The organism is Fulvivirga sp., assembly GCF_040218215.1.
Lineage (GTDB): Bacteria > Bacteroidota > Bacteroidia > Cytophagales > Cyclobacteriaceae > Fulvivirga.
This window is the reverse complement of record NZ_JAVJQL010000010.1, coordinates 215664-234316: the sequence shown is the minus strand read 5'-3', so window position 1 is coordinate 234316 and position 18653 is coordinate 215664. Positions and strand designations below refer to the sequence as shown.

18 protein-coding genes and 1 tRNA gene are annotated in these 18653 nt (G+C 37.9%); 9 read left to right on the top strand and 10 right to left on the bottom strand.

The window, feature by feature from the left end; translation table 11 throughout:
* Positions 1-20: 20 nt before the first annotated feature.
* From RIB54_RS04370 to RIB54_RS04350, 5 genes are all read right to left on the bottom strand, one after another.
* Positions 21-359: a hypothetical protein gene (locus RIB54_RS04370; RefSeq protein ID WP_350065192.1), complete on the bottom strand. Its 339-nt coding sequence runs from the start codon at positions 357-359 to the stop codon at positions 21-23.
* A gap of 113 nt (positions 360-472) precedes the next feature.
* On the bottom strand, positions 473-1705 hold the full coding sequence (locus tag RIB54_RS04365; protein WP_350099455.1) for a DEAD/DEAH box helicase: 1233 nt from the start codon (positions 1703-1705) through the stop codon (positions 473-475).
* A 127-nt stretch (positions 1706-1832) separates the two neighbouring features.
* A tRNA-Leu gene (locus RIB54_RS04360) sits at positions 1833-1914 on the bottom strand.
* A gap of 95 nt (positions 1915-2009) precedes the next feature.
* Positions 2010-2303, bottom strand: a complete 294-nt coding sequence (locus tag RIB54_RS04355; protein ID WP_350099454.1) for a putative quinol monooxygenase — start codon at positions 2301-2303, stop codon at positions 2010-2012.
* A 75-nt stretch (positions 2304-2378) separates the two neighbouring features.
* Positions 2379-3146, bottom strand: a complete 768-nt coding sequence (locus RIB54_RS04350; RefSeq protein ID WP_350099453.1) for an SAM hydrolase/SAM-dependent halogenase family protein — start codon at positions 3144-3146, stop codon at positions 2379-2381.
* Positions 3147-3278: 132 nt separating this feature from the next.
* Between RIB54_RS04350 and RIB54_RS04345 the strand changes: the two genes are divergently transcribed.
* Genes RIB54_RS04345 through RIB54_RS04335 form a run of 3 tightly spaced genes read left to right on the top strand, consistent with a single transcriptional unit; the run spans position 3279 to position 6764 of the window.
* Entirely contained in the window at positions 3279-4223 is a 945-nt protein-coding gene (locus RIB54_RS04345; protein WP_350099452.1) for a PhoH family protein, read from the top strand.
* Between the two features lie 2 nt (positions 4224-4225).
* The gene (locus RIB54_RS04340; protein WP_350099451.1) at positions 4226-4660 is read left to right on the top strand and encodes a GNAT family N-acetyltransferase; all 435 of its coding nucleotides are present in this window, start codon (positions 4226-4228) and stop codon (positions 4658-4660) included.
* A 4-nt stretch (positions 4661-4664) separates the two neighbouring features.
* Positions 4665-6764 carry a ComEC/Rec2 family competence protein gene (locus tag RIB54_RS04335; protein WP_350099450.1) on the top strand — a complete coding sequence of 700 codons (2100 nt, stop codon included), beginning with the start codon at positions 4665-4667 and terminating at the stop codon, positions 6762-6764.
* Here RIB54_RS04335 and RIB54_RS04330 read toward each other — a convergent pair whose 3' ends face one another.
* Positions 6765-7886, bottom strand: a complete 1122-nt coding sequence (locus RIB54_RS04330; RefSeq protein ID WP_350099449.1) for a hypothetical protein — start codon at positions 7884-7886, stop codon at positions 6765-6767. It abuts the gene before it with no gap.
* Between the two features lie 498 nt (positions 7887-8384).
* Here RIB54_RS04330 and RIB54_RS04325 point away from each other — a divergent pair, with 498 nt between their 5' ends.
* From RIB54_RS04325 to RIB54_RS04300, 6 genes are all read left to right on the top strand, one after another.
* Positions 8385-9158: an enoyl-CoA hydratase/isomerase family protein gene (locus RIB54_RS04325; RefSeq protein ID WP_350099448.1), complete on the top strand. Its 774-nt coding sequence runs from the start codon at positions 8385-8387 to the stop codon at positions 9156-9158.
* The gene (locus RIB54_RS04320; RefSeq protein ID WP_350099447.1) at positions 9155-10057 is read left to right on the top strand and encodes a histone deacetylase family protein; all 903 of its coding nucleotides are present in this window, start codon (positions 9155-9157) and stop codon (positions 10055-10057) included. Before RIB54_RS04325 ends, RIB54_RS04320 begins: the two co-directional genes overlap by 4 nt.
* A 111-nt stretch (positions 10058-10168) precedes the next feature.
* Entirely contained in the window at positions 10169-11029 is an 861-nt protein-coding gene (locus RIB54_RS04315) for a substrate-binding periplasmic protein (protein WP_350099446.1), read from the top strand.
* A 316-nt stretch (positions 11030-11345) separates the two neighbouring features.
* Complete coding sequence (locus RIB54_RS04310; RefSeq protein WP_350099445.1) at positions 11346-13256, top strand: RecQ family ATP-dependent DNA helicase; 1911 nt, start codon at positions 11346-11348, stop codon at positions 13254-13256.
* Between the two features lie 270 nt (positions 13257-13526).
* Positions 13527-14402: a hypothetical protein gene (locus RIB54_RS04305; protein WP_350099444.1), complete on the top strand. Its 876-nt coding sequence runs from the start codon at positions 13527-13529 to the stop codon at positions 14400-14402.
* Between the two features lie 236 nt (positions 14403-14638).
* Complete coding sequence (locus RIB54_RS04300; protein WP_350099443.1) at positions 14639-15271, top strand: hypothetical protein; 633 nt, start codon at positions 14639-14641, stop codon at positions 15269-15271.
* Positions 15272-15748: 477 nt separating this feature from the next.
* Here the strand turns inward: RIB54_RS04300 and RIB54_RS04295 are convergent, their stop codons facing one another.
* From RIB54_RS04295 to RIB54_RS04280, 4 genes are all read right to left on the bottom strand, one after another.
* Positions 15749-15976 (bottom strand): hypothetical protein, encoded by a 228-nt coding sequence (locus RIB54_RS04295; RefSeq protein WP_350099442.1) that lies wholly within the window; start codon positions 15974-15976, stop codon positions 15749-15751.
* Positions 15977-16123: 147 nt separating this feature from the next.
* A complete protein-coding gene (locus RIB54_RS04290) occupies positions 16124-16654 on the bottom strand; it encodes an NADPH-dependent FMN reductase (protein ID WP_350068216.1) in 531 nt (176 codons plus the stop codon).
* 2 nt (positions 16655-16656) lie between these two features.
* On the bottom strand, positions 16657-17391 hold the full coding sequence (locus RIB54_RS04285) for a head GIN domain-containing protein (protein WP_350099441.1): 735 nt from the start codon (positions 17389-17391) through the stop codon (positions 16657-16659).
* Positions 17388-18479, bottom strand: coding sequence for an acyloxyacyl hydrolase (locus tag RIB54_RS04280; RefSeq protein WP_350099440.1), 1092 nt, complete (start codon positions 18477-18479; stop codon positions 17388-17390). Before RIB54_RS04280 ends, RIB54_RS04285 begins: the two co-directional genes overlap by 4 nt.
* Between the last annotated feature and the right edge of the window lie 174 nt (positions 18480-18653).

The window sequence follows — 18653 nt, the reverse complement described above, 5'->3', positions numbered from 1 at the left end:
ATTAATTGATAAAAGTGTGCTTAAGACAGCGGTTGCCGTGGTGGCGGAGATTGCACTTCTTTAATGTGGCTTTCGACATAGGAGTTATGTGAATCGAAAGCTGTGGTTAAAACCATTGAATGAGCAGATAATGATTCCAAATGACAGAATTTGTGATTAAGGATACTACCTTCTTCCTCCTCTAGCTCAAACATCTTACCTGATGTCTTCTCATCAGTGCTTGAATCAAAATCCATAATAAACTCACTATTAACCTTTTCACTTTCCAGGTATGAGATATGAATAGAGAATATACTCACAAATGATACTTGCAACGCAAGAATTATAATTATCGCAGACTTTAGAATTCTTCCGATCATAGGTAGGTCAAAGTTAACGAGATTGTGCATATAATGTTTAACAGAATTGTGCATTCTGTCCGTAGCAGTTACATTTCTATCTAAAAAACAAAAATGGAGTTCAATAATTAGGGTTATTTTTTCTTTCTCTTCTTGCCTTTTTTGGAAAGTTCGTGTTCTTTGATTAAGCTTTTCCAATCAGTAGAAACCTCTTCAGAAAGGTCAATAACCTGCTGATAATCACTTTTTGAAAGCTCCAGTATCTTTATTGGCTTACCAAGGTTTTGTTCAATTTCTTCTAATAGTTCTTTCTCTTCCTTACTACAAAAAGAAACGGCCTGTCCCTTTTGACTCCCTCTTCCGGTACGCCCAACTCTGTGTACATAATTTTCTGCTGTATTAGGTAAGTCATAGTTGATTACTAGTTCAACACCAGGAATGTCAATGCCTCTTGCACTTACATCTGTCGCAATCAAAACTTTCAAATCACCACTTCTGAAGCTCTTCATGGTCGATTCCCTTTCTGCCTGAAGTTTGTCACTATGGATGGTGTCTGTTACAAGTTCGCAACGCTCCATGGCTTTTTTTACGCGTTCAGCGCGCACCTTCGTTCTTACAAAAACCAAAATCTTCTTGTCAATGTTGGTCTTGATCACATTTTCAAGAAAGAAACGTTTGTCATCCATTTCAACAAAAGAAACACCATGTTGTATGTTCTTAGCGACAGGGTCTTTAGGCGAAATCTGTATTCTTATTGCATTATGAACCAATGAAAAAGCAAGGTCTTTGATAGTCTCATTGATAGTTGCCGAAAAGAAAAGCGTCTGTCTGCGCTTTGGCAAAAACCTCATGAGATGCTGCATGTCACCTATAAAACCAAGGTCAAGCATATGATCAGCCTCATCCAGCACCAGTATCTCCACCCGATGTAAATCCAGCTGCCTTCTTTTAACAAGGTCAGCCAATCTGCCAGGTGTAGCGATCAGCACATCAATACCCTGATTTAGATGTTCCACCTGCTCAGCCCTTTCTACTCCACCATGCACACAAAATGATGTTACTCGGGTGTGTTTACCCAAGCTTTTAAAAACCTCATTGATCTGTTGTGCTAGCTCATGCGTGGGGGCCATTACAAGGCATTTTACGCCATCAGGCCGGTCTTTGATTTTCTTCATTTGCAGGATGTGCAAAATAGGAATGGCAAATGCGGCAGTCTTACCAGTACCAGTTTGGGCTATCGCCAATACATCTTCACCTTTAAGAATATTGGGTATTGCCTTATATTGAATATCAGTAGGCTTTTTATAATCAAGCTTGGCAATGCTTTTCTTTATCCCCTCGTAGATGTTATAGTTGTCGAATTTCATGGTGCGCTGGGGATAGATAAAGTTGAGTTATTCATGAGTGAATACAAAGGTAGTAAACTGTAGTTGAGAATAATGGAGATGTCGAGGCTTTAAATGCAAAAACCTCATCGCTAGATGAGGTTTTTAGTACCCAGGGCCGGAGTCGAACCGGCACGTCCGAAGACATTGGTGTTTGAGACCAACGCGTCTACCAATTCCGCCACCTGGGCTTATTTGCCACCTGCCGTGCCAGACGAAGCTTGCCAAAGCTGGGGCTTTTTGAATTGGGATGCAAATATGAATAATCACACCCTATAATACAATATCAAACTTCAATATATTTTTTGGAAGAGAAGGCTACGGGCTTTTCTTTAAACAGAATCTTAGTTTGTGACCATACGCCTTTAAACAGTTCTGAAAAGCGATAGTTGTTCAGTGCTTCATCATCTTCCCAGTAGCTATAGGTGCTAAATACATTAGCCTGATTATAATCTTTGAGCAGTTCTAAATGACTGCAGCCAGGAAAGTGCCTGATCTTCTCTTTGCTCTCATCAAATACTTTTAGGAAGTCATCAACTTTATCTTCCTCAAAGGTCATTCGTACAATTCTTATTAACATGTTTTAGTCAATTAGTCGTAAGTAACAAGTCGTAAGTAGATTAGACCTTACTACTTGCTACTTAAATCTTACTACTTATTCAAAATTAATCATCACAGGGCTATCATAGCCCAGCCCTAAAAGTTCGGAGGCATTACCCTGATTAATGCCAATTTCAAGTAATTTCCTTTCGTTGAAGATGATAAAAATATCCCCGGCTTCAACACTATTTACACTTTCATTTATCCTACGGCTATTTTCCCTACTGAAAGTTATATTATATGTTTTTTGAGCACTCAGAATATCAAAAGTTGGTTTATCGATATTGGTAATCAGATTGCCATAATGATCAACCCTGATAACATGCCCGGCTATCAGGCTCTTATTGGCCTTAAGGTGGCGCCCAAGCATCTTCTTAAATTGATCTAAAGGTTTTCCAATATCTGAAATATGGGTGCCGCTGGCCAGCTTGGCAGCAGCAGCTGCAAACACTTCTTTAGCAGGAAACGTAGTTGCCAGGTTGTTAACGTTAATATCCACCTGACCTTCGGCCATTGTATCACTGATCAACCCAAAAAGGCCATTGTCAGTGCCAATGAAATAATGCCCCTCTAGCTTAATAGCAATATATTTATCTCCTTGCTGACCGGCCGAATTTATTGCCACCAGATGTACAGTGCCTTTAGGAAAATCCCGAAAGACAGATTTTAAAACATAAGCCCCATGAGCAATATCACATGGTTCTATTTGATGACTAATGTCAATAATCTGGATGCTGCTGTTTACAGAAAGGATTCTCGCTTTTATAGCTGCAACATAATGGTCACTTTCACCGAAGTCTGATAAAAATGTGATTATGGCCATAGAAAGTGTGCGGGAATTGTATGTCTTTTAAATATACACCTTGTTTGTACAGCAGATGTTATTCTGTATTTTTGTTAAGCAAAATTAGTTAAATTTTGACCAGAAAAAATTCCATTTAAAATTAATTAGCTATTGGTAGAAAAAGTCATAACTCTTGAAAATGTATCACTATTAGACTTTTTGGGTGTAGAAAATAAAAACATCAATGAAGTTGCCTCAGCCTTTCCTAAAAGCAAGATTGTTTCAAGGGGAAATGAAATAAGGATACAGGGAACAACAACCGAAATTCTTCAAATTAACGATATTCTTAATTCCCTGATTGACCACTACCATAAATATGGCAAGGTCACGGAAGAAAACGTTCAGAACTATCTGGCATCAGAAGCTGAGGTAAAACTGATAGATGAAGATGAAGTGCTGATCTACGGCACCAAAGGGTTTATTATCAAACCTAAAACCCTAAATCAGCAAAAGCTTGTTTATGCCGTTAGGGAAAATGATTTGGTATTTGCCATAGGGCCGGCTGGTACTGGTAAAACCTATATTTCAGTTGCCCTTGCTGTAAAAGCACTCAAGAATAAACAAGTCAAAAAAATCATTATTACCCGACCTGCTGTAGAGGCGGGGGAGACACTTGGTTTCTTACCAGGTGACTTGAAGGAAAAGCTTGATCCTTATTTGAGACCGATCTATGATGCTTTGTTTGATATGGTACCTTCGGAAAAGCTGAAGTACTATATGGAAAACAATGTTATTGAGATAGCGCCATTGGCATATATGAGAGGTAGAACACTCAATAACGCTTTTATCTTATTGGATGAGGCACAGAACACCACACCAATGCAGATTAAGATGTTCTTAACGCGTATGGGGCCTAATTCCAAAGTGATTATTACAGGTGATACTTCCCAGATTGACCTTCCTAAAAGACAAAAATCGGGACTCATTGAGTCCATTGGTATTTTAAAAGATGTGGAAGGTATTGGTATCATTGAACTTTCAGGCAAAGATGTGGTACGTCACAAGCTGGTGAAAGAGATTATCAGTGCCTATGATAAATTTGACAAATCACAATAATAATGGCGATAAGAGTAATCACCATTGATAATAATGAAGATTTAGCCAAGGCCTTTAAGATCAGGGAAGAGGTATATATTATTGAGCAGGAGATCCCCCGGGCCGAGGAGTTTGATGAGTTTGAAGACGAATCGATTCATCTATTGGCATTGGATGCCGCCACACCTTGCGGTGTATGCCGCTGGAGGTTTACCGAAAATGGTGTAAAGTTGGAGCGCTTTGCTGTGTTACAATCATACAGAGGCCAGCAGATTGGTAGTGCGCTTGTTTCTGCTTGTATTATTAGCATTATAGAGCACCCCGATTTTAAAGATCAAAAGATGTATCTCAATGCTCAACTGTCAGCCATGCCACTGTACAAGAAGTTTGGTTTTGAGCCTGAAGGCGAGGTATTTATGGAGTGTGATATTGAACATATGAAAATGGTGAAAAAATAGGGACATGCTGAGGTGGGTACCATATGCTTTGGTTCGGATATCCATTTGCTTTGTTTTTGGTATTTTACTGGCCATTTATAATCCCCAACTTCTTGATAGAGAAAAATCTCTATATTTTTTCTCAGCATTTGCCATTTTGTATTTACTGCTTTGGGTGCTTCTTAAGGGAAAGAGCTATACAAAATACAACACCATACTTGCAGTTGTTGGTTTTATGGCCATGTCTCTACTTGGCTATCTCAATCTTAAAATAGCCAACCAGTCCCTGAATGATGATCACATTATTCATTTTGATAGAATTGAAGCTTTTAAAGGCCTGGTGGTTGATGTTGGGCACGAAACAGATAAAACTCACAGAAATCTTGTAGAAGTTCAGACTGTCTTTACTGGTGACTCTTGGAAAGAAGCGAGCGGTAATATTTATCTGTATGTTCCAAAGTCAGATTCCGTACAATTACAATATGGTGAATCGATTTTGGTCTATGGAAAACCATCACTTTTAAACCCACCACAAAACCCGGGAGAGTTTGATTACAAAAGGTTTCTGACCTTTCAGAATATCTATCACACCCAGTTTGTTACAAAAGATAAGATTGAAATTATTGGCAATAATGGAGGTAATTATCTCCTGGGTCATGCATTTGCCATCAGAAAGTGGGCAACTATCAAATTGTCTCAAGCCATAAAGCACCCAAGAGAGCAAAACATTGCACTGGCCTTAATTTTGGGAGTGAAGGATGGTTTAAATGATGATATTAAGAATGCTTACTCCGCCTCAGGAGCAATGCATGTTTTGGCTGTGTCTGGGCTGCATGTTGGTATTATTTATTTGATCCTTCTTTTCGTTTTGAAGAGGCTGCAAAACAACTCAGTTGGTAGATGGATTCTGTTTGCCATTTCCATTTTCGTTTTATGGACCTATGCTGCTGTTACAGGCTTTTCGCCTTCAGTATTGAGAGCAGTGACTATGTTTACAGCCATTGCATTATCCAAAGCTATGAACAGGCACACCAATATTTATAATACCCTGGCAGGCTCTGCGCTTGTGCTTTTGGTTTACAATCCGTATTTGATCATGTCTGTTGGTTTTCAACTTTCATATCTGGCCGTGCTTGGTATTGTTTATTTACAGCCAATCATCTATGCTCAATTCGTTAGTGCAAATTGGATTGTTGATAAAATTTGGAGTATTACTGCGGTGGCCATAGCAGCACAATTGGCTACCTTCTCTCTAGGATTACTTTATTTTCACCAGTTCCCAACATTCTTCTTTTTATCGAATCTGGTGGTAATTCCGGGAGCCTTTGGAATTCTCATGTTAGGCTTGCTGGTATTGGCCGTTTCATGGTTTGAGCCACTGTTTGATATTTTGGGATACTTAATGGAACTGTTGATTTGGGGAATTAATGAGTTGGTTTTTGGGATTATGAAAATTCCCAATAGTCAAATAAAGGATGTTTACATCACTACACCTCAGACCTGGATGATCATTGGCTTTGTGTTATTTTCTTTTTTGCTGTTTCAAAAAAGAAAGTTTATCCATTTCTATATAGCAACAGGCTGTATTGCTGTGTTTGCACTATTGCAATGGCATACGACTATAAAAAATTCCTCTGTTAATAAAATCACCATTTATAAAGTCAACAGGCATACAGCCTTTGATGTGATTACTGCTGGAAATTCAAGTTTGTATAGCGATGCTGCGCTGTTAGCAGATTCAGATAAACATAGGTTTCATATTAAGCCAAATCACCTTATGAATGGGGTAGTAAGTAACGAGCAGATTGATATTGATTCAAGTGCTGTTCAATTAGCGGATGGCCTAAAAGTCGTTCAGGCGAATGGGCTGATTATATTAATTTGTGATGGCAAGGTAGATTGGAACCTCACAATTGAACAAAAACTGAAATATGATGCTGTTATCTTGAGTAAGAATTTCAATAAATCGATTTCCTGGATAGCAGACAACTTTGAATTTGACAAGCTTATAATTGATGGCTCACTGTCGAAATACAAGGCAGATAAATTTAAAAGGCAGTGTGACCAATTAAGTGTTGAATATGTTTCGGTTTATCATGATGGGGCACAGGAAATTCTTATTTAGTTAAACACCTCCGTATTTTCTCGAAGCTCTAATAATGTAATAAATAAATAAACCGCTAGAAAAGCGCATAAGAAAATCAATAAAACCCATAAGGTTGATTCCTCCAACATCAGGTGAGTGAATTGGGTTGATTAAATAAAAAAAGTACCGAAAACCTAGAAATGTTGCCTTCCAGTCTGGGTTTAATGAAGCAGAAATATTTATTTCCGGATGATAATAGAAGAGAAAATTGATTAATACTATGTGCACGCTAACAAGCCAAATAGCAGGTCTTATTAAGCTTCTTCCAAAATCACTAAACAGTTTATTTGTACCAACAATGATATAGTCTTCAATAAACCCTTCAGCTCTTTTAAGTTTTACAATCTCCCAATAAATGTTCATTTCATTTCTAAAGAAACCTAATGCACTGACATTATCAGCCTGTTGCTTCATAATGAACTTTAGTTGTCTGTAAGATTCCCTTAAGCTTTCATACATGTTAATACGGTCGACTCTATTTAATTCACCAACAGTATCTTCATTCTCATATATTTTAAATCCTGCGGGCCATTTTATATTTAGGCAGGAGCAATTTAAGAATACAGTATTGTCGACAACAAATTTGCAGGATGTCAAACTTAGGCTCAAAAGCCTTGCACTTTCAAGTGAAGAACCCGAGATGTTAAACTCCTTTCTGACTTCAGTATTTGTAATCTCCAGTGGTAGTTTATAAGTAATATGACTCAGGGTCAATAAATCGAAAATAGAGTCAGAAATATCTACTCGTTTGATTTGGATATACCCAATATTAAAAATCTTAACCTCACAGCTATGGATAGTGACGAAGTCAAATTCTGCTTCAGAGTAAAGTTCATTAATTTCAGAATTAAAAATAGAGAGTGCACTTATACCGTCATATATTAAAAGATCCTTTATTTTACTATTATCAATTTTTGCATTGAACATGCTTTTTAAATGTAACTCTTCAATTTCTGAGTTCTGGATTGCTATGCTGCCAATCTTTTCTTTTTTTTCATCATACTCAATTTTTAACAGGTTTGAATTTTTAACAGTAGAAGTTTGAGCCTTTGTTATTAGAAAAGGGTTAGGCACAGTGCAATTATCTAATAATAATTCCACGCAATTACTTATTAAAGCTGTTGATTCTTTTAGGAACTTTGAACTATTAAATTCGAGGTTATTCCTGACACCATCGTAGTTGAATTCGTCTTTAAAAGTGCAATCTTTGAAGGTCGCATTAGAATTTGTTATTAGAACTGCTCCATAAAAAATGCAATTGTCAAAGTAGATATTGTTAGAGTCCTTTAATGTTATTGTCTTATTAAAGTCGCAATTGTTAAAGGTGAATAGATTTTTTGCAATTCTATTTGAGTACACATTTTCCTCAAATACGGCATTCTTAATTAGTTCAATAATTAACAATTGAGGGTCTAGTATAAAATCAATGCGGAGATTTTCCTTATTCCTATTAACCATAGAAATATCAATTGCTCGGATTAGCTTTTCTTTATTAAGACTTTTAACTCTCACTAGTATTATGTTTGTTTTATCTTAGTGAAATTTGATAAGGATTAAATTTATTAAATATAATTCTTTTTATAAGAAAATTAATATAAAATGGAATTTGTAAAATACGAAGTAGCAGACAGGGTTGGGTATGTAACGCTTAACCGACCGGATAAACGAAATGCATTAAACTATCAGGTAGTAGCAGAACTTAAAGAAGTATTTAAACAAGCATCAGAAGATTCTACGGCAAAAGTAATTGTGCTGAGAGCTAATGGCCAAGCGTTTTGTGCAGGTGCAGATTTAGCCTATCTGCAGCAGCTTCAAAAAAATACTTATGAAGAAAACCTGGAGGACAGCAGCCATTTGAAGGAATTGTTTTATCAGATTTACACGCTCAATAAGGTTGTGATAGCCCAAATAGAAGGCCATGCTATTGCTGGAGGTTGCGGCCTGGCTACAGTCTGCGATTTCTCTTTCACAGTGCCTGAAGCCAAATTTGGTTATACCGAAGTGCGAATAGGTTTTATTCCTGCTATCGTTAAGGTATTCTTATTAAGAAAGATTGGTGAAATGAAATCAAAGCAGCTGCTTCTAACTGGTGAACTTATAGATGCCAATGAAGCTGTAAATCTGGGCTTGATCAATGAAGTGGTTGATAAAGATAAAATTGTGGGCAGGGTTAAGGAGTTTACCAACATGCTTGTTGAAAAGAACAGCGGTCAATCTATGGCTTATACCAAGCAGATGATAGCTGCAGTGCCTTCAATGACTTTAGAAGATGGATTGCATTATGCTGCCGAAATGAATGCCAAAGCCAGGGCCAGTAAAGATTGCCAGAAAGGAATTGCCTCATTTCTAAATAAAGAGCCAATTACCTGGTGATCAAATTCGCATTCTCCAATAAATATATTTACCAACTTCCTGATGGACATCGCTTCCCCATAGAAAAGTATGAATTGGTAAAAGAACAGTTGGTTTATGAAGGCACCATCCATGAAGAACAGGTTTATGATCCCGGACTGGTTGACGAAAAGCTTATTCTTGATGTTCATACTGAAGAGTATTGGCATTCACTCAGGGATTTGACTATCGGGGTAAGGGCGGCTAAGAAGATTGGTCTTCCTGTTAACGAAATGTCGGTGAACAGGGCCCGCAATAGCGTGGCAGGCACAGTTTCTTCTGCACTAATCGCCAAAGAGCATAATATTGCAATTAACTTGTCCGGAGGTACGCATCATGCTTATGCCAGCCATGGTGAGGGATTTTGCTTCTTAAATGATCTGGCCATAGCAGCCAGCTATTTGCTTAATAACAAGTTAGCACATCAGATACTTATCATAGACTTGGATGTGCATCAGGGAAATGGTACCGCCAAAATTTTTGAAAATGATAAGCGGGTATTTACATTCTCTATGCATGGCAAGGCCAACTACCCGCTGCACAAAGAGAAATCAGATCTTGATATTGGCTTACCAACTGGTATAAATGATGATGACTACTTAAGTGTGTTAAGCAAAAATCTTAATGAGCTCGTTACCAAAGTAAATCCTGACTTTGTATTTTTTCAGGCAGGTGTTGATGTTATGAAAGGGGATAAGCTCGGAAAAATGAATTTGACCAAAGAAGGCGTAAAACAGCGGGATGAGTTGGTAATAGAAAGCTGCAAATCTTACAATATTCCAATTGTTATAACCATGGGCGGAGGCTATAGCGAAAAGTTAAAGGACTTGATAGAAGCCCATTGCAACACTTTTAGAGTAGCTGTAAGGCTCTATTCTTAAGATAAAAATAAGTTTAATTACTAATAAACTTACATCAGGATAAATTGGCAATGAATTTGATTGGTTACAAACGTCTAATTGGTTAATTATGATTTTGTAAACCCAAACACTATGATGAAAATTTTGAAAATCAACTTTATTGCAGCGTTAACGCTCATTTCTTCGGTTGGCTATTCGCAATATACCGGAGATAACTGGAGTAAAGTAAAAGGTGCCGGAAGCGGAACGATTTCGCTGGCATACGTAGAAACACCAGGTTTTGTGTATAAAGATGCATCAGGAAAGCTTACTGGAATTTGTGTAGATATCATGAATGACTTTGTGGCTTATGTAAATGCCAAAAAAGGAGTGAAAGTTTCTACAAAGTTTGTAGGCGATGGCAGCAGCTTCAGAGGCATGTATGATAAAGTAAAAGCCAGTAACGGAGGCGTATTCGGACTTGGTAATGTTACTATGACCGATGCACGAAAAAAGGAGATTCAATTTAGTCCAGCCTGGATTACAAACTTCGCTATCCTTGTTACTCAAAGTAATGTACCTACACTTACAAAAATGGAGGACATTAGTAAGACTTTTGCAGGATTAACAGCTTATACGGCAAAAGGTACTTTAAATGAGAAGAGGTTATTAGATATTAAAAGTCAATACTACCCTAATATGAAAGTGGCCTATGCTGCTTCAAGTCCTGAGACATTGGACAAAGTATTATCTGACCCTAACTCTTTCTCCTATCTTGACCTTGCCTTTTATTTAGATGCAGTAACTAGAAGAAAGCCATTAAAGAGGCATCCAGTTGGTGATAAAAGCTCAGAGCAGTTCGGTTTTATAATGCCTATGAATAGCGACTGGCAGCCATTAATGGAAGAATTTTTCAGTGCCAATGGTGGTTATACCAACACTATTGAGTACAAAAAGATTTTATCTAAGCATTTGGGAGACACAGGAGTTAAGTTGCTACAGGCAGCAAACTAATTATTCTCAAGCTATTGAAATTGAAGGCTACCTTTTGGGTAGCCTTTTTTGATTATATTAGTCTACTAACCTGAGTTTGGTTAATAAAAACGATCGTCATGCCTGGAAAATAAAGGTTTACATTTTAAAAACCTTTATTTATCCGGCCTGCCTGCCGGCAAAGGCAGGTATCTCTTGACTTATTTGGAAGAGATCACGAACAATTTTTTCATTTTGAAAAGAAATGAATCCCTAAAATTATCGGGACGAGATGACTTTCTAAGGGAAGTCTTATTTGGATTAATAATCGAACTTAGGTTACTATGAACATAAATTGATGGCTAAACCAGTTGAAATATTATCGCAGTATTGGGGGCACGCAGCGTTCCGTCCGGGGCAGGAGGATATTGTCAATTCTGTTTTGGAAGGTGATGATGTTTTAGCACTGTTACCTACTGGTGGGGGCAAGTCAATCTGCTTTCAGGTGCCGGCCATGATGCGCGAAGGTATCTGTATAGTAGTCACTCCTTTGATAGCCCTGATGCAAGATCAGGTGGATCAACTGAATAAAAGAGGGATCAAGGCCATAGCTATAAATGCCAGTATGAGCCCGAAGGAAATTGACATTAAGCTTGATAACTGCGTTTATGGGGCAGTTAAATTTTTATATGTTTCTCCAGAAAGATTGAAAACAGATCTGTTCCGTGCCCGCCTGGCTAATATGAAGGTTGGCCTGCTGGCTATTGATGAGGCACATTGTATCTCTCAGTGGGGGTATGATTTCAGGCCCTCCTATCTTGAAATTGCAGAGATCAGGGAAGTTATTCCTGATGTAAATGTAATCGCCCTTACGGCTACAGCTACGGAAAAAGTAAAAATCGATATTCAGGAAAAATTGCTATTTAAAAAGCAGCATGTTTTCCAAAAAAGTTTTGCCAGAGATAACCTGAGCTATTCTGTAAGAAAGGTGGAGGATAAGGAGCGTAAGCTCTTGGAAGTACTTAAAAATGTGATGGGTTCAGCCATTGTGTATGTAAATACACGCAAGGCAACTAAAGAGCTGGCTACATTACTTTATAAAAATGGCATTTCAGCAGATTATTATCATGCTGGCCTTACTTATGAGGACCGAAAAGAGAAGCAGCAAAAGTGGCAAAATAATAGAACCAGAGTGGTGGTAGCCACCAACGCCTTTGGCATGGGTATAGACAAACCTGATGTACGCATTGTTATTCACATGAGCTTAACGCAAGATTTGGAATCTTACTATCAGGAGGCAGGCAGGGCAGGCCGTGATCAGAAAAAGGCCTATGCCCTTATCTTATATCATGATGCTGATGTTAAAGAGTTAGGTGAAAAGCTAAAACTACAATATCCTGAATTGACGCTAATCAAGAGAACCTATCAGTGTTTGGCAAATTATTATAAGCTTGCGGTAGGCAGCGGCACTGATCAAAGCTTTGATTTTGATATTCATGAATTCTCAGAAAGTTATCAACTTAATCATTTGCAGGTTTATTACGTGCTGAAGAAACTGGAAGAGGAGGGGCTTATACTATTCAATGAAAGCTTCCATCAGCCATCGCAGCTTAATTTTAATGTTGATAACAAGGCTTTATACGAATTTCAAATTGCCCAGGGACGCTTTGATCCGCTCATTAAAACCATTTTAAGGGTTTATGGCGGTGAGCTTTTCAGTAATTTTTTAAAGATCTCTGAGAACCAGCTGGCCAGACAACTTGAAACAACTGAACAGAAAATTGTAGAAGCTTTAAATGCTCTTATTGGTTTTGGAATAGTCAATTACAATCAGAAGAAGGACAAGCCGCAATTAACATTTGTTCAGCAGCGCTTTGCAGTGGAAAGCCTTCCTTTAAATGTTAAGAGGCTTAAGGAAAGGGAAGAAAATGCAAGGTCAAAAATTGAAGGTGTCACCAAATATTTAGCAAATGACCATCAGTGCAGAACAGCTCAGTTGTTGGCTTATTTTGGTGAAACCAGCTATGACCACTGCGGCATTTGTGACGTTTGTATTCAGCAGAAGAAATCAGGTCATTTAGAGCATCTGGAACAATACAGGCTTCAGATCGATCATATAATCAGGGAAGAGCCTATACCCGTAGAGGTTTTGGTAGACACCATTAACCCACCGAACAAAGAAGAATTACTGGAGCTGGTTCGGGAAATGGTAGATGCCAATGAACTGACCTATGACGACCAGTGGAGGTTGATGAAGGCTGTTAGATAGTGTTGTTGTAGTTGAGTCAGTTCAGGAAGAACCCACCGCATCAATAACGCTGTGTAGATTGAAACAGCAACGGACATACGCCATATTCAAGTATTACCAAGTCATAATTCAACTAGAACTACGGAAATTTATACGTCTGTAGCCACTGATACTTTTATAACAATTAAGAATCCGTTAGATTACACACAACTATAAAGAAAATAGTGACAACTTTTATGTCACTATTCTAATGTTACCAGCAACTCAGGATACTACCAAGAACAACTCGAAATGTATAAAGCAACTCTGAACTTTGACACTGACTTTGATGAAATATTAATTCATGAGTTGTCAGATCATAATTTTTCGGTCGACCCAACTTCGGATTCTGACAAAATACGAATGAAGTATTTTAATTACAAAAGACGTTTGATTCAACCAGTACCAAGATCTGTATTGACCTCAAAAGAATTCAACTGTCCAGCAGAACTCCAGAAAGGTCTTGAAATTGTCAAGACTAAAATCCAGAACGGAGACAATTTAACCCCTCATTTGAGTAAAAACTTGACTAACCTTGATTATAACGACTCGTTACTGAACGATTGGAAGATATACCATTTGCACCTTGGGGAACACCTTGAACCCAATGGCAGTGGTTTCATAGAAAGGGCCGGTCCTGTACTTTTTGTCCGCATCGAAGAAAACAAGGCTCTTCTCATAAATATTCTTCCTCATGGTAGCTGGACAAAACAACAAATGGTAAAAGTTATTCACGACAATTGGCCAGAGTCAATTGAAAGCTATTTACTTAAAGATGTCATTGGCCTTTCACATGTTCCAACTGATGATGACATTAAGGATATGAGAAAATTTGGGGTAAACTCAGCAATTGAAATCGAACCTGGAGTAGTATATGCGGCAATTGGCGGGGGCTTAACTTCGGCCAAGACCAGTGTAGAAGTAACAATGGCACTCATTTATTACAATAGGTTATTGCCTAAACTTCAAAAGTATGTTGAAGACAACCTCCAAGAAATTGGAAAAATTGTAACTGATAAAACTGGACGAGAAAATGAAGAACTGTCCTTGAAATTAGTAACCCAAAATAGTGAATATTTTGTTGTAGAACAAAATACGGGACTGCCGTTTAGACTCGGTAAACATTGAATTGGAGATGGTAACCTCCGTTCCCGCCATGCTGTGCATGGTGCGAGGGTATGGATTAATATCACCATGCAGAGCATGGCAATAACAGGGAACTACTGAAAATAAAGAGGATAACAAGCGATAAGCTCAATGAGCAAACTGAGCCATGAGAAAACTCAATGCGAAACCTTACCTTTAGAAACAATTAGATAAGATATGCTCACTGAGCTTAGCTAGACGTTACCAGTAAATATGCGATGAGCATAGATTCAAATAAGAAGAAAATACGTGGTTGGAAGAAGCAAGTCCGTAAAATTGACCAATGGTTTGAATTAGTAAAGAAACCTGATTTCGATCATTTCGAATCCAGATTAGAAGACTATGTTAAGATCAGAATTGACCCATGGAATAGACTTTCAGAACGCACCCCTCCAATGTGGTATTCAAAGTTGATACTAAAAAGACTAATTGACATATATGACCTTTGGGACAAAGAATTTCAGAAACTAAATAAACCCTATGATTTGCAACTCTGGATTAATGAACCAAATTTTATAAAAAGTCAGGTTGTCTGCGCTCAAGTGGATAAAGACGGTGACCAAAGAAATAACTATTACAGAATTGTAGAACATCAAGCTGACTTTCCTACTAATAAATGGCAGTCAGAACTGTTTGACCTCAATCAATTCACTTTTCAGCTTTACAAAGACGAAAATTTATCGTTCAAAAATTTAGAAGACTTAGAGGAAGATGAAATAGCAGATTTAATCAAGGAAGGTTACGAAGCAGAGGAAACAATAATAGGCGGACAGACAGACATTATGTATTCCAAAAAAGTGGGTAATGTTTGGGTTGGACGTAAAAATAAATCAGCCGCTAACATTCCGTAAGAGCGCATTTGGACCCCTGTTCCCGCCATGCTGTGCATGGTGGAAGGGTATGGATTAATATCACCATGTAGAGCATGGCGACAACACGAGGAACAGTTTGCTTGCGTTGCTTATAAACTTAAAATACTCATTGGAGTTGGCTTTGGCTTGTTCTCCCTCACTTATTCCGTTTTGTAAGTTTTCGACTGTCCTTTTCTGTTGGGAAAAAGTCTGTCACGAAAACAGTAAATGAAGGCTTATCAATGTAAAAAATTACTTTGATATCTGTTCTTGGGGTACGTTTATGCAAAATATAGCGATAGCCATTTGGGCGATGAGCCAGCTTACTTTCTGGTGTTCCTCTTTTAGGTTGGTAATGTAATTTATTAGCTGTATTCCTGAGTTCATCAGCTATTTGTTCTGCTTTTTCAATTGATTAATTATCGTACAGATAATCGAGAATTTCATAAAAACTAGCTTCAGCAGGAGCAGTTATTATTACTTTGTATTGGCTCTTTTCTGAATTTTCCAATTTTCAAAACTGGTATTAAATTGTTCAAAATTTTTCACTCTGCCCGAAGCAATAGCGTGTTCAGAATCATCTGCCCTGACGTTCAACTCCTGATTGGTTAACATGTCTTTAATATAGTCCAATACTTTTTCTTGCTGATGTTTTTCCAGCTTAAGTAAATGACTGATTAATTCTTTGCCTATTACCTTTTCCATATTTCATGTATTGCTATATTATAAAAGTAACGATTTTTCGATTCATTCTATCTCTTTAAATCGCTTAAAACCAATCGGTATGGATTCGGATGCGTTACATATTTATGGAGTAAAAGCCAGAATAGGTGTTTTTTCCACAGTAGGATTTTAAAACGCCAAAATCTTATCTACCTGTTCCTCAATCAAGAGTTGGTAGAGCTTGTTGGTTATCTGTTGGCCATCAAAATTCTTTTCAATGTGCGAAAGCTTTGGCTTAAGCGAGAGCACTTCCATACCGCAATAGTGGAAGATGTCTGTAAGATGGCTTAACGCCAATCCAGCTCCCTGTATACCGGATGAAATTCCAACCAAAGCGCTTTTCTTGTTTTTAAAGCTACCAGGATATTCCAGGCCATCTATGAAAGTCTTTAATACCCCTGGGAAAGAGCCGTTATATTCTGGCACCACAAATACGAATTTGTCAGAATCGGCCATTAATTTTCTAAAGCGGTTGAACTCCTCATTTTTACCGGAGTTTTCATATAGTGCTGTAAAAGCAAAGTCATTGGGCAAATCTGTGAGGTCTATAATTTCTGCATTGCAGCCAGCTTTGGCCAATAGTTGCTGATAGATTACTGAAATCTGATAAGAGACCGAATCAACCCGGTTAGTGCCGCAAATAATGGTGATCTTGTTCATAATTAGTTTGTTCCATCTATTAACCTGCCACGGTTAGTAATGTTTACATCAACAAATTGTGGAGCCTGTCCAACATATATCAAGTCTCCCGTTGAACCCACTCTGCCAGATAACGATTCACTTACATTTACAATAATATCATTCGAGCCATTGTGAACCACGATGGCATTAGTTACCAGCAACTTGCTGCCTTCAAATCTACTGTCCCCGGACGAAAATGTAAGATTCAGATTTGTTGCCTCTCCCTCAACATTATAATTGGTGATTTCATTTCCATCTACTCCGAAATCTACCATATCAATGTCTAAATTGATCAGCCCATTACTATCTTTTGATTTCATAAATAGGGCAGCGAAACGCAAAGTATTGGTAGAATAAATCTCGCTTCCACCAATGATTTCAATAAAATCAAGGTCATCAGTTGTTATTTCTAATATTGGAAAGTCATATGATCTTACCCATTTGCAACCAGCATTGTTTTGAACTATTAACTCTCCATTAGCTACTTCAAGGGATATGTCACTCAACAAATTTTCTCCTGTTGTTACTGAAATACTTTTTTCAGAACCATAGGTAAGATATACCTTAAACTCATTGTTAATGGTCATTTTATCAAATTCAGGAAGATCGAAGACTTGCGTTGTTTCACTGCCTGCTGATTTTAAACAATCAGGAGTATTATCACTATCACATCCAAATAGTGCGGCAAAGGTCAATATGATAATTAGTCTTTTCATTTGATTCTGTAACCCACTGCAAATTCCATGGCTTCTGCTTTGGCACTATGTGATTTTACTCCGCATGATGCATATAGCCTGTCACCTATATACCTTCTTAAACCAAGTCTTAAATAAACAGATTGAAATGGATGATAAGGATCATAGACATAATAACCAGCCTGCGTCATGACCGAATATTTGTTGATCATTAATTCATGGCTTAGTGCCAATCCAATTCTGTTGGTGTCCTTGCCTTTGTTCTCATCATCATATTTAACCTCGTCTTCCAAAGAGGCCGAATAGAACCACTCAACTACCAAACCCAACCTGCTTTTATAATTTAGCTGTTTATCAACTAAACCGGAGAGTACAAAGAACGGTCTCGCTCCGCTTCCTATTTTAATACTTTCATGTGCCCCACCAGATAATGTAACTGAACCTCCAATCGGCTTGGTTTCTATCTTTGGTTCGTCATTGTAAGTGTACTCTGTCGGCTTGTATTTAATCATATAGGTTATGCCCGTGTTGTTAGAAAACATATTGATTCCTGAATTGGGCTTTTTCATTGAGCCATTGGAAAAGTGCGTTACTGATAATGATGTTGTCAACGCCATTCTCTCGCTTAGCTTGTATTGATATCCAAACTGAAATAACACTGCACCTGTCAGATCTGTACTAATCACATTGTTCTGGTTGTTGGTTTCAGGGTGGTATTTAGTTGTTGTGTAACCTGCACCAAAACCCATTTTAAAGTTAAGCTGGCCCTTGGCTTCGCGTTTCCCACGCAGGTAGAAATTTATATGAGGAATCAGCGCTAGTGTTTTACCCAATGCCGGATTTCTGTAATCCATATATACAAAGGTCATTCCCTGATCGGGGAAATTGTAACGCTGCTCCCAGCGCTCTTTACCATAAACCTTTTTATCGTAAGTGATTCTAAAACCAACAGGGTGGTGCTCAATTAAATGACTGATCTGTGGCTTGTGCTCATAGATAAATCCCGCATGCATTTCAAGTCCCAAAGTTTTATTCAACCCCGGGGTGAACTGCGCCTGAAGTACTAGTGGTAAAAGAAAAAATGGGATTAAAAATAATCTAAATCTCACGCCTACATCATTTGAAGCGCGAAAATACATTGATTATTGTGTTAATCCAGAAATAAATAATAGAATGTTCCAACTTTAAGGTGAAACGTTCTATACTTATTAAGCTGCACTCGATTAATCCTGACAAAGCGAGAGCGTTCGTCAGCCTAATGGCAAATTATGCAATAGGCATAA